Annotated in this window: 8 protein-coding genes; all 8 read right to left on the bottom strand. The window is 49.6% G+C overall.

Annotated elements, in window-relative coordinates:
• Positions 1-9: 9 nt before the first annotated feature.
• The gene (locus tag AC0YNZ_RS26080; protein WP_475829385.1) at positions 10-921 is read right to left on the bottom strand and encodes an ABC transporter permease; all 912 of its coding nucleotides are present in this window, start codon (positions 919-921) and stop codon (positions 10-12) included.
• Positions 918-4007 carry an alpha-mannosidase gene (locus tag AC0YNZ_RS26075; RefSeq protein ID WP_475829384.1) on the bottom strand — a complete coding sequence of 1030 codons (3090 nt, stop codon included), beginning with the start codon at positions 4005-4007 and terminating at the stop codon, positions 918-920. The genes AC0YNZ_RS26080 and AC0YNZ_RS26075 overlap by 4 nt, the downstream gene beginning before the upstream one ends.
• Before the next feature lie 262 nt (positions 4008-4269).
• Positions 4270-5427 (bottom strand): GntR family transcriptional regulator, encoded by a 1158-nt coding sequence (locus tag AC0YNZ_RS26070; RefSeq protein ID WP_475829383.1) that lies wholly within the window; start codon positions 5425-5427, stop codon positions 4270-4272.
• Between the two features lie 1506 nt (positions 5428-6933).
• Positions 6934-7320 (bottom strand): VOC family protein, encoded by a 387-nt coding sequence (locus AC0YNZ_RS26065; RefSeq protein ID WP_475829382.1) that lies wholly within the window; start codon positions 7318-7320, stop codon positions 6934-6936.
• Positions 7321-7578: 258 nt separating this feature from the next.
• Positions 7579-8661, bottom strand: coding sequence for a LacI family DNA-binding transcriptional regulator (locus AC0YNZ_RS26060; RefSeq protein WP_475829381.1), 1083 nt, complete (start codon positions 8659-8661; stop codon positions 7579-7581).
• A 14-nt stretch (positions 8662-8675) separates the two neighbouring features.
• Positions 8676-9965 (bottom strand): ABC transporter substrate-binding protein, encoded by a 1290-nt coding sequence (locus AC0YNZ_RS26055; RefSeq protein WP_475829380.1) that lies wholly within the window; start codon positions 9963-9965, stop codon positions 8676-8678.
• On the bottom strand, positions 9962-11839 hold the full coding sequence (locus AC0YNZ_RS26050) for a cache domain-containing sensor histidine kinase (protein WP_475829379.1): 1878 nt from the start codon (positions 11837-11839) through the stop codon (positions 9962-9964). The genes AC0YNZ_RS26055 and AC0YNZ_RS26050 overlap by 4 nt, the downstream gene beginning before the upstream one ends.
• Positions 11840-11858: 19 nt before the next feature.
• Complete coding sequence (locus tag AC0YNZ_RS26045) at positions 11859-12620, bottom strand: SDR family NAD(P)-dependent oxidoreductase (RefSeq protein ID WP_475829378.1); 762 nt, start codon at positions 12618-12620, stop codon at positions 11859-11861.
• Positions 12621-12868: the final 248 nt, after the last annotated feature.

Genomic DNA, 12868 nt, shown 5'->3' with positions numbered 1-12868 from the left:
AACCTCTCCTTAGAACAGGGATACGTCGCTCACTTTTCGGGCAATCCGGTTGACAGTCACAATGAGAATGAGCGCGATGACGCTTTGGAACAATCCGACGGCTGCCGCATAGCTTAATCGGCCCTCGCCGATGCCGGCGTTGATGACATGCACGTCGAGCACGCTGCCGATAGCCGCGGTAGCAGGTCCGTTAAGCAGCAGCAGCTGTTCGTAGCCTGCGCTCATCAGGCTGCCGGCCGAGAGTATGAACAAAATGACGGCGATATTGCGGATGCCGGGGAGTGTAACATGCCACATTTGGCTAAAACGCCCTGCGCCGTCGATCTTGGCCGCTTCGTACAGCTGTTGATCAATGCCCGCGATGGCAGCCATATAAATAATGGAGTTCCAGCCGATATTTTTCCAAATATCCGAGCCTACGATAATTTGATAGAACCACGTCGTATTGTTCAGAAATTGAATAGGCTCCATGCCGAAGGAACCGAGCAGATCGTTGAGCGGGCCTCCGTAAGGCGTCAGAAGCCGCTGCATCAGCGTAACTACGACGATCCAGGACACAAAGTAAGGTAAATACGAAAGCGTTTGCACGGTTTTCTTGAATCTGACGTTGCGAACCTCGTTGAGCAGAACCGCTAATATAATCGGCATCGTAAATCCGATCAGAAGCTTCATGAGACTGATAATAATCGTATTGCGGATCAATTCGAATGACTGATAATAGGAGAAAAACTGCTGGAAATACTTCCACCCTGCCCAGGGGCTTCCAGAGAAGCCCCCAGTGTACATAAAATCGCGAAACGCAACCTGTACGCCAAAGAGTGGAACGTAGGAGAATAGGAAAAACCAAATGATGCCGGGCAGCATGAACAAATAAAACAGCTTATGCCGCCATATTCGCTTCCATAGTAATGTTTCTGTCATAGACCCTGCCTCCTTGCCAAACGGATCGTTTTTATTTCGAACGGAGTGAAAGTCAGCCGGATGGCTCCGTTCTCTGCTTGAAGTCTATCGATTGGCGCTTCCATCAAATCGGCGAGCCACGCTTCCGATAGATTCAAGTCCGCAATCAATTTCGTCTTAAGATGAGTGCCGGCAGTCTCGTATAAACGGATGATCAGGTCATCGCTCTCTTCCGCCTGCTTTACCGCTTCCACCATAACGTTCGGATGATCCACGCTAATGAAGGATTTCGCCTCCGGCAGCGCAGGCGCCGCGCCGCCCCCGGTGACCCGCACCGAGCGCAGTGGCACGTTCAACTCGTAACCGCGCTTATATACCTCCGCCTGTACATGATCCCCTTGATGCGGGTACAACGAGTATGTGAAATGGTGCTCCGCCCGGTCCGCCTCGGGGTCCGGATACGTCGTGCTGCGCAAAAGGTTCAAATCCAGCACGTTTTGCCAAGCCCGATGCCCGTATTTGCAATCATTGAGCAGCGCAACTCCGTAATCCGGCTCCGAAAGATCGATCCACTGATGCGCGCAAATTTCATCCTTCGCATAATCCCACAGCGTATTGCGATGCGTAGGCCGCTTCACGTAGCCGAATTGGATTTCACAGCTTGCGCTGTCAGACCTGATATCGACCGGGAAGGACGTGCGCAGCATTTTGCCGGATTCCTGCCAATCGACCTTCGTCGTGAAATCGATGCGGCGGCTGCCATGCGTCAGCACGACCCTCTGGGTCAAGGTAGACTGGCCGAACCGGTATACGAGCAGCAGGCCTGCCGTCGGTCCGTCATGAAACGCTGCCGACTCGACGGGCGAAAGAGGAACTCCCCCCGTTTGCCGGTAATCTTGTTTAATATCCCATGCATCGCCCTCGTCATGATACAGGCTCAGCTCATTAGCCTTCTGCCCGCGCGGAACGACTTCCCTGCCTTGCTTCTTGTCTCTAATGGATACGATGGTAAAGTCCTCCGCGAACGTAACCGAAAGCAGGTCATTTTCCAGAATGCGGTCGATGGCCGACGCTCTCATCTCGGGAAAAACAGCATGGGCTCCGAAGGAGGTATCCGGCGTTTCAACAGTCTCCGCTTCAGCGGCTGCCGTCTCTGCCTTCGTCTTTGTAAGCTCATCCGCATTCACCAAGGCGTATCCCATCGCAGGAACCCGGACGCGCATCCAGCAGCCGTCCTTCTGAACCCATTCCTCCCGCTCCCATGACAAAGAGTTAAACCAGACATCGGAGTCCTTGCCAGCCGGGAGAGCTTCCGCTACTGCTCCGTATGCCTCCTCGATCATTTGCTCGACACGGCCGAGCAGCGATTCGTACCGCTCCAGCGACTCGTCGTACACACGCTTGATCGATGATCCCGGCAAAATATCATGAAACTGATAGAGCAGCACTTCCTTCCATATGCGCTCCAGCTCCCCGGAAGGATAAAGGCTGTCCTTCGTCAGTCCGGCCAATACAGCCGCATATTCGAGCTCGCGCAGCGATTTCTCCAGCTTCCGGTTATAGCGCTTGTTTCGGGCTTGGCTCGTAAGCGTTCCTTGATGCCGCTCCAAATAGAGTTCTCCCGACCAGATTTGGTAGCGCTCCGCCCCTTCAGCCAGCCTCTCGAAAAACCGTGAGGAAGGCTCTTGGATGACCGGGCTGAGGCCCTGCAAATTTTTCTCCCGCAGCAGCCGCTCGAGGTGCTCCTCGCCCGGACCGCCTCCGCCGTCGCCGATCCCAAACAGCATAAGGCAGTTTTCCGACACATTTTTATCCAAATATTCATTCTCCGCCTTCACGATCGAACGGGGAGCCGCCGGACTGTTATAGGTATCCTCAGGCGGCATGTGGGTTAACACGCGCGAGCCGTCGATCCCTTCCCAGTGGAAGGTGTGGTGGGGATGGCGGTTGTAAACACTCCACGACAGCTTCTGCGTCATCATGTAATCAACGCCCGATTTCCTCAAAATTTGAGGCAGGCTCGCTGTATATCCGAATACATCCGGCATCCAAAGCGACTTCATCTCCTGACCGAATTCCGCTTGAAAATACCGTTTCCCATATAAGATTTGGCGGATCAGCGATTCCCCGCCCGGCACGTTCGTATCCGATTCGACCCACATCGCGCCTTGCAGCTCCCAGCGCCCCTCCTGTACGCGCTCCTTGATGCGCGCATAGAGCTTCGGATAATGCGTCTTCATCCAATCATAAAGCTGCGGCTGGCTTGCTCCGAAAATATAATCAGGGTAACGCTCCATCATCTGCAATACAGTGGAAAATGTGCGAGCCCCTTTTCGAATCGTTTCCCGGATCGGCCACAGCCAAGCGAGGTCCAGATGCGCATGACCGACGGCGCTGATCGTAAGTGAAGGATCCCCGCCGCGCTTCGCCAGCTGCTCCTTCAGCATTCGCGTTGCTTCAGCGACTCGTTCCCCTTCAAACGAAATCAGCACATTCGATGCATCGTACAAGGACTGAAAAATGCGTTCCCTGCGCGCCGACCCTTCCGGCAAACGGTCCGCCGTCTCCAGCAGCACCTCCGCATCATAATACAGCTGACGGATGTCCTCGCGGCAGATTGCGATCCGAGCCTCCTTCAACGTGCCGCTCCGGAAGTGTCCAAACAGGTCATTGCAGCCTGCATCCCCCCACAGATCGATGGTTTCGTCCCCCGATGAGCTTTCGCTGATGTGAACGACGCGCTTGCCGGGAAGGCCTAAGGAATAATCGAACTCAGAATTAATATTCGTAAGTCCTTGTGCGGGGCTCCCCTCTTCATCAACGAGACAAATCTCTCCGTTCACGTCGATTAGGAGCACGATCTTAGAGCCCTTCGCCTCCTCCGTTACCTTCCCGCCAAAATGAAACCAGGCGCAATCCCACAGGTTCCCCCAGCGGTCTCCCGAAGCGAGGGCGATTCTTTCGCCTGACTCCCTTTCCTCATAAGGAACGGGCTCCCGCGTTACCCATGCCGTTACATTCAGCTCCGCGAGCGGCTTATATATTTGTCCCTTCAATCGTTCCAGCAGCGATTTCAATTGCTCCGTTCTCACCTTTTCATAAGGCATTTGCAGGTCTCCTTTTTCATCCGGTTATATGCTGCATACACAATTTCTTTTTTGCATGCCTAACGACATTGACGTGAAAGCGATTTCAAATCAATTTGATTGGATATATATTTTCAAAATTTGTATACCCGACTAGTTCGTCCAAGCCTCATCATCACAATCGGCTTATACATAATATAATATATACATTCAACATATTCAATATATAAATAAAAAAATCTTTTCCTTTTACGGAAAAGATTTTTAATAGGGTTGCTATTGGTTATTTTACAGGGTTGCCGCCAGTCGTCTGTCCGATAACGAGCTCGGGCTTGATTAAGGTTTTGCTGTATTTGCCGCTGCGCTCCGACCCGCCTTCAATAATTTCGATTAGCGTTTGAGCAGCGCGGTAGCCCATTTCATGCTCGAACTGCTTAATATGCGTGAAAATGCTGAGCTCTTCAACGATCGACGTCGGGTCGTCGAAGCTTACAATCGACAAATCGTCCGGCACACGGAGACCGGCTTTGCGCGCCATTTGGTAAATTTGAACGCCAAGCTTACCATTAAGCGTAATATAGGCCGTAGCCATCCGGTTGCGAATGTAGCGGTATAACGGATGCTTCTCCGCATCCTTCAGGCTGTTCACCTGAAATCCGGTAATCATATGGGCTGGATTAATGAGCGCGCCCTTGTTTTTCAAAGCGTTCATGTAGCCTTCGATCCGCTCCTGCACCGTTACCGTTTGCAAAGGGGAATCGGAGCAAATAGCGATTTCCCGGTGCCCCAGCTCCCACAAATAATCGACGGCGAGGCTAGTTCCCAGTCTTCCGTCCGCTGCGATATAGTTGGTCTCCACTCCCGGCAGAAACCGGTCGATCAGCACAAACGGATAGCCGCTGAATTTCATGCTTAATATTTCCTCGTTATAATTTTCTTCGTCTACTGGAAATACCAGCAAGCCTTCACTGCCCATTTCTTTAAGTGCTTTAAACGCCTCTTTTTCTTTTTCTACATCTCCATCGGACAGCAGAATCATGGTGCGGTAGCCTTTCTCGCCAAGCGCCCGCTGCACGCCCTCAATCAACCGAATGGCAAAATAATCATAAATAGACGGCATTACGAGGCCGATAATGCGCGTTCCGCCCTTGATAGGCGCCCGTTCTTCGCTGATTACCGGCGCTGACGGCGCCGCTTCTTCCGCTTCCGCAGGCTCCCCGCTGCTCACGAAGCTGCCTTTGCCGGGCACGCGGGTAATAATACTGTCATTCGCTAAGCCGACCATGGCATTCACAACCGTAATTTTACTGACGTTAAAGCGTTTCATTAGCTCTTTTTCAGTCGGTATGCGGTCCCCCGCCCTCAAGCCCTCCGTTGCAATCAATTCGCGGATATAATCCTGAATTTTCTGATAAAGCGGCGTACGGACTGTTGAATTCATTTGCAATCACCAAACTTCATATTAATATTTATAATATATATTATAATGTAAACCCCTATTTCGCAATAGCTTCACACTTGTCGAAAAAGTTTCGCATCCCTTAATGCACACTGCTAAATGTACAGAATTGCTGCTGTCCCTTACGATTCCGGGCGAATTGGATCAGCGGATTTGTCATTTTATATAATTAATATTATATATACAATATATTTAGTTGAGGCTAGTAAGATGATTGCTGCCAATTATCATCCTAAACGCAGCAGCCTGCGGGATAGATTTTTTTGTTGTTTGGATTTGTGTTAGCGGGTGTATGCGGCCGATTTGATGATGTAAAAAGTGATTTAGTTTCATTTCATAAAACTAAATTACGCTCGGGGCGGGAATACGGCGGATTAGCTCTATTTCGCAAACGTAATCGTTCATTTTTAGGAGCTGCTTTCCCAATACGCTGTTTAATTAGGCAAACTCAAACTAAAACGCCGTTTTCGGATAACGGTCTGCTATTAGTTTCATAAAATCGAATTAAACTGCCGGGCGGTGAACGATGCTTAGGCCTGGTAGTAAAAAGAGCCGCTGCGGCCAATTGTCATCCTAAACGCAGCAGCCTGCGGGATAGTTTTTTATTGTTGTTTGGATTTGTGTTAGCGGGTGTATGCGGCCGATTTGATGATGTAAAAAGTGATTTAGTTTCATTTCATAGAACTAAATTACGCTCGGGGAGGGAATACGGCAGATTAGCTCTATTTCGCAAACGTAATCGGTCATTTTTAGGAGCTGCTTTCCCAATACGCTGTTTAATTAGGCAAACTCAAACTAAAACGCCGTTTTCGGATAACGGTCTGCTATTAGTTTCATAAAATCGAACTAAGCTGCCGGGCGGTGAATGATGCCTAGGCCTGGTAGTAAAAAGAGCCGCTGCGGCCAATTGTCATCCTAAACGCAGCAGCCTGCGGGATAGTTTTTATTGTTGTTTGGATTTGTGTTAGCGGGTGTATGCGGCCGATTTGATGATGTAAAAAGTGATTTAGTTTCATTTCATAGAACTAAATTACGCTCGGGGAGGGAATACGGCAGATTAGCTCTATTTCGCAAACGTAATCGGTCATTTTTAGGAGCTGCTTTCCCAATACGCTGTTTAATTAGGCAAACTCAAACTAAAACGCCGTTTCCGGATAACGGTCTGCTATTAGTTTCATAAAATCGAATTAAGCTGCCGGGCGATGAACGATGCTTAGGCCTGGTAGTAAAAAGAGCCGCTGCAGCCATTTGTACTCTGAGATAGCACTATAGCCAATTTGTACTGAGACACAGCCCTCCCCAGCCATTTGGCCTCCGAGAAAGCACTCCAGCCAATTTGTACTCTGAGACACAGCCCTCCCCAGCCATTCGGCCTCCGAGACAGCACTCCAGCCATTTGTACTCTGAGACACAGCTCTCACTATCCATTTGGCCTCCGAGTCAGCCCTCGAATGGTTTGAATGAAAGTGAACGCCGGCGTTCCAACACTCATCTTTTTGCAAGGTTCAACTGCCAAGAAACGCCATATTTATCCTGCACCCAACCAAACTTTTCGCTCCTTGGCAAAGGCGATAACGGCATCAGCGCTGCGCCGCCTTCCGATAATTGCTCAAACAACCGGTTGATTTCTTCATCATTGTCACAATTGATAAATAAGGATATGGCCGGCGTAAAAGCGTGATCCTGCTTATTGCTGTTATCGATCGCCATAAACGACTGGCCTTTTAAAGTGAAAGCGGCATGCATAACCGTTCCGTCTTCCTGATGAAAAATGTGCTTGATTTCCGATTGATCAAAAAGAGAGGTATAGAAGTTAATGGCTTCCTCCGCTTTGCCGTTAAACATAAAAAATGTAGTGATTTTTTGATTTGACATTGAACATCATCTCCTATACGTTTTTTTACAATTCTAGCATTATTGACTTTCAATAACAGCTTTGCACTCTGCATGGAAGGGGTGCCATTACACTTTAGTAACTTTCGATTCATTCGAATAGTGTAACAACGCATAAAAGTAATAAGAGGCGCTAAATCATCTATTATTGCTTGATCGAATGTAATAGCGGAAATACTCTTGGCCTCCGCAGTCGAATCCCGATACAAAGCCAGCTGCCAGCAGCTACCAGCTCTTATTCTACTTATACAAACCCTTAACCTCCGCAGTCGAATCCCGATACAACAGCTCGCCCGCCACAAGCAGCTTCTCCATCGGCTCCTGCTTACCCGAGATCCGGCTGATCAGCCGCTCAACCGCACGCTTGCCGAGCGCTTCCTTCGGCACATGCACCGTCGTTAGTGCGGGCGTCATGCGGTAGGAATCGTCAATGTTGTCGAAGCCCGTCACCGACACCTCCTCCGGCACCGCTACCCCCAGCTCCTGCAGCGCATGAACCGCACCGATCGCTATCATATCATTTGCGCAAAGAAGCGCGGTAGGCACAGCTTTCGCTTTCAGCCGTTTGGCCGCCCACTGCTTAATCGGCTCTTTGAATTGCTCATGCTCGAATCCTTCAACGGACAGATAACGATCATCGCTAATACCAAAGCCCGGCTCATTCCCTGCCTGCTCCTCCAGCGCGCTGCGGAAGCCCAGGAAACGATCCTTAAAGCTGCGCGAATAGTTGATATCGCCGACAAAGCATAGCTGCGTATGTCCTTTGCCGATCAAATGCTTGGTCAGACGGTACATCGATTCATAATTGCTCGTAAACACCGTATCGCTTGGAATAAGCATATCCTCATGATCGACCAGCACCATCGGCATGCCGATCCGGTGCACCTCCAGCAGCAGCGGAGTCGATATTTCACCAACGCCAATGAGCCCTAATATGCCGTTCGGATTCAAGAAATGCAGGAAATGGTCGACGCTCTGCTCCGACACAATAACCATACCAAGGCCATCCTCTTTTAACCGCAAGGCTATGCCGTCCAAAATCCGCCCCCAATAATGCGACTCCTTGGTTTGAAAACGGATATTCGGCATAAGCACAAGCACGGATTGCTTGCCTGCGGCCGGCACCTTCGGAAGCTGCTCCAGCTTCATCGTCTTGACATATGCGTTCTTTTGCGAAAAATAGCCCAGCTGCGATGCCGCCTGAATAACCCGCTCCTGTGTCGCCTCGCTGACGCCGCCCTTACCGGAGAGCGCCTTCGAGACGACAAACTTTGAAACACCTAAATAATCGGCAATTTGCTGCATTGTGACTTTCTTAGACATCGGAGTACTCCACCTTAGCTTTCGGTAATAGTTCGCGCTTTTCTCCAGCGCTCATTGTATTGATTGAATAAGGTCCGCAAATCAGGCGCGGCAATCAAATCTTGGATGTAATCGCCTGACCAAAACGCAATTTGCGCTGTATTCGCGATCTCGAGCAATTGGTCGCTTGCAACGCGGCGCTCCAGAAACTCGCTGTTAAACGATAGAAACTGCTGGAACTGCGGCAAAGACGGCTGCTTATTCTCGATAACAGGTAGAAATCCCGAATCATCCACATAACCTGACTCGGTTACAAAAAATTTAATCCAAGCCTCTGCCAACTGCTTATTGTCACTAAATTTGCTAACGCCGACGAACCAATCCGGACTAAGCGGTGCGAAGCGCTTATTGTTGTTGTCATACGGGAACGGAAAAAATCCGATATCCTCCGATTTTGCCCCTGCCGCGATAACCTGATTAATAACCCAATTCCCCATTAAATTCATGCCGGCTCTGCCCGTTGCCAGCTCCGTCTTGGACGTTTCCCATTGATTCGTAAGCAGCTGCTTCTCCACATATCCCCGGGCAATTAACGTTTTGACGATTGTAATCGATTGCCCCCATGCGTTGTCAATCGTCCAGGGCTCATCCAGGTTCACCATATGATTCAAATAACCGGCGTCTCCGGTCATATAGCTGACTAAATCCTCGCCCCAGGTCATTAGAGGCCACTGTGCTCCATAGTTCAAGTAAACCGGCACGATGCCGGCTTGCTTCAACTGCTCGCAAGCGGCGTAAAACTGCTCCAGCGTCTGTGGGATTTCCTTAATCCCTGCTTTTTTGAAGGCTTGCTTGTTATAAACAATTCCCGTCGTTGAGGCGCCGGTAGCAATGCCGAACCGTTTTCCCGAGTAAGCTTTAAAATCAGCAAAGTGAATGTGCTCGAACAGACTGTCGCTAAGCGGCTCGAAATAATCGGGCAGGTTTTCATTTTTAATATTGTTTGGCAGCAGCAGCACGTCGCCCAAATTGCGGGTGGACAGCCGGATCATAATATCGCTGGCGTAGTTAGGTATGCCTTCAAACTTCACGGTAACACCGGGATTAAGCCGGGTGAATTGATCGGCATATTTTTGAAATACGCCGTTCTCAGCAAGATCGACACGGTTAGTAAGCACACGAAGAGTCACTTCCTTGCTAATCTGCTCCTCTTTGCCCGCAGGCCCCTTTTCCGCTGCGCTGCCGGCCGAATCCTTCTGACAGCCCGTGATGCATATGCCGCACAACAGAACAACAAGCACCAGCATCGACATGTATTTGTTCATTCTGCGTCTCTCCCTATTTCAATTGGAAGTGGAAGCTGTAAAACCACCTCGGTGCCCCGGCCCTTCTCACTCGTTACCTTCAGACCGTACGCGCTGCCGTAGTGGAGCCTGATCCGCTCATTTACATTTTTCAAGCCGATTCCGCCCGATTTCCGTTTCACGACCGCATTCTCCGCGCCTGCCAGCGAACGGTTTAAGCGGTCTAACGTCTCTTTGTCCATTCCCAGCCCGTCGTCTGTTATGCGCAGCCATACGGCTTGAGCCGTCCGCTCGCTGCTCATTTCAATTCGCATTGACGGTTTATTGTCATCCATGCCATGATAAATCGCATTTTCGACAATGGGCTGCAGCACGAGCTTAATGATTGGATATGCCCGCAGATCATCCGAAATTTTCGTCTCCAATTGGAACCGGTTCGGGTAACGGTAATTCAGCATTTCCACATAATTGCGCATATGCATAATCTCATTCTCCAGCGTCACTTCCTCATGCAAATCACTTATGCTGTAACGCAGCAGCTTCCCTAGTATCGCAATCATATCCGCCGCGACCTGATCATCGTTCAGCTCGGCAGCCATTCGAATCGACTCCAGCGTGTTATACATGAAATGCGGATTAATCTGGCTTTGCAGCGCATGCAGCTCCGCTTCCTTCTTCTTTGTCTCCATCACGTAAATATCTTGAATGAGGTGGTCGATCCGGACGATCATCCGGTTAAACTGGTTGCCAAGCTGGCCTACCTCGTCCCGGTACTTAACCTGGAACTGAACGTTAAAATCGCCCTCCTGCACGTTTTTCATCAAACGCATCATTTTGCGCAGCGGATTCGTTAAAGCAAGCGAAAAAACAACCGATATGAAGAGCGCCACGATAATCGTAACGATGGTAGCGATTAAGGTTACGTTGCGAATGACAACGGCATCCTTCGTCAGCTCGCTGTCAGGAATCGAGGTCATGACCTTCCAATTCGTATTTGGCGAGGTCGTATAAATATACAGCCGTTTCAAGCCGTCACGCTCCAAATAAAAGCTTCCTTTGGCCCCCGTTGCCCCGGCGACGGCAGGGTCGTTTTTAATATTTGTCGCCATTCGCTGCTTGTCGCTATCGTAAACGACATTGCCAAGCTCATCAATAATGACTGACTCTCCGCTTGTTACCTTGTCGAGCTCGCTCATTTGATCCTCAATCACGCTAATATTCGCATCCACCGCAATCATACCGATGGGTTTGAGCGATTTATCGATCACCTTGCGGACGACCGTAAACGCATATTTGACACTCTGCAAATTGCTCGTATATTTCTGCGTGCTGAACAGCATTGCTTCGCCGCTTGAGGTTTGTACGCGCCCGCGCCATTGTTCATAGCTTTCCTTCACGTTCAGCCGGATTCCGCCTCCAGCCGTCGAGTAGTAGCCATTCCCGTATTGATCGAATATATACACCGTGTTAGCGCCGCGCTTGATCGTATTAATGAACGAAATATTTCCTTCAATTCCTCGCTGAATCGAGAGCAGCAGGTTAAAATCGTCAGGCACCTGACTGCTGCTGCCGCCTGCCGCCATCTGCCGCTGCTCGTAATAGGCGTTCGAAAGAATCAAATTTTGTTTTATATCGTTCTGATATGCCGGAATGGAGGTAATGCGAACCATGTCCTCGATGTAATCGTCTACCCGTACCATCATGTTCTCAAGCATTTTGGTCGAATACACGATTGTCTTCTCCTCAATCGAGCGGGAGTAATTGCTGTATGAGATGTAGCCGATAAACGATAATGGAAGCGTGATAAGAAGCAAAAAAACGATAACCAGCTTCCGCTCCATTCTCATGCCGCCAAACCCCGCCCATATGCGCCACAATCGTTTTTTTAGACTCATTACCGCAGGCTCCCCTATCCTAAATGGCAGGCATAACGTTTCCGCCGTTTACTGGAATGTAAGCGCCAGTAATGAAGCTAGCCAAGTCCGATGCCAGAAAAGCGACCGTATTGGCGATCTCTTGATCCGTACCTCGCCGCTTCAGCGGAACGGTTTGCGCATATCCGTTGTTTTCCTCGGTGTTATTCGTACGGTCGCGATCACTGATCGTCCACCCCGGCGCAACCTGATTAACAGTAATCTGATGCTCCCCAGCCTCCTTGGCTAACACGCGGTAGACTCCGTCCATGCCGCGCTTGCCGGCCGTGTAAGCAGATTGGCCTGCAAAATTTTGCATCGAACACTCGGTATTAATGCCAATGACTCTTCCGCCTCCCCGTTCAATCATCGCCGGAACGAAGGCTTTGGCTAAATAGACGCTTTGCAGGACGCAGGACTCAAATTGGCTTACATAATCGGCAATAGGCTGCTCAAGTATGCTTGTCCATTGATACTGAATAACCGCATTGGCAACTACGATATCGACATGGCCCAGCTCCTCCGTCACCTTAGCTTTCATCTGATTGATGTGCTGCTCATTCGTCACGTCCGCCTGTACGGTCATTGCGCGTCTTCCGAGAGCCGTTATTTCCTGCTGCAGCTCTCTTGCCTTAGCTTCGTTATTATTATAGTGAAGCACGATGTTAGCGCCGCAGCTTGCAAGCGTGCGGGCCATAACGCGACCTAAATCGCCGGTAGCTCCTGTAATTAGCGCCGTTTTATTCGAAAGATCAATTTGCATCACTTGGGTCACCCTTCCTATCGGATCGAATTTGTTATATCATTTATTATTAATTATGCTACCAAAAAGTCAACTGTTTTATAAAACGCATTCAAAACAGCTGCGTTAATCGTACAAGTAAATGATACGACGAATTAATTTATAATTTTGTTACCTTTTTCAACTAAGATATCGGCTTACCCCTGCAATATTCCTTGTGATTTCGACTGTTTTCATGTATATTACAGACTATATACTTATACTAATCA

It is taken from the genome of Paenibacillus sp. J2L1-98, assembly GCF_056269405.1.
The sequence above is the reverse complement of the archived record's forward strand: the minus strand, read 5'-3'. Positions and strand labels throughout refer to the sequence as shown.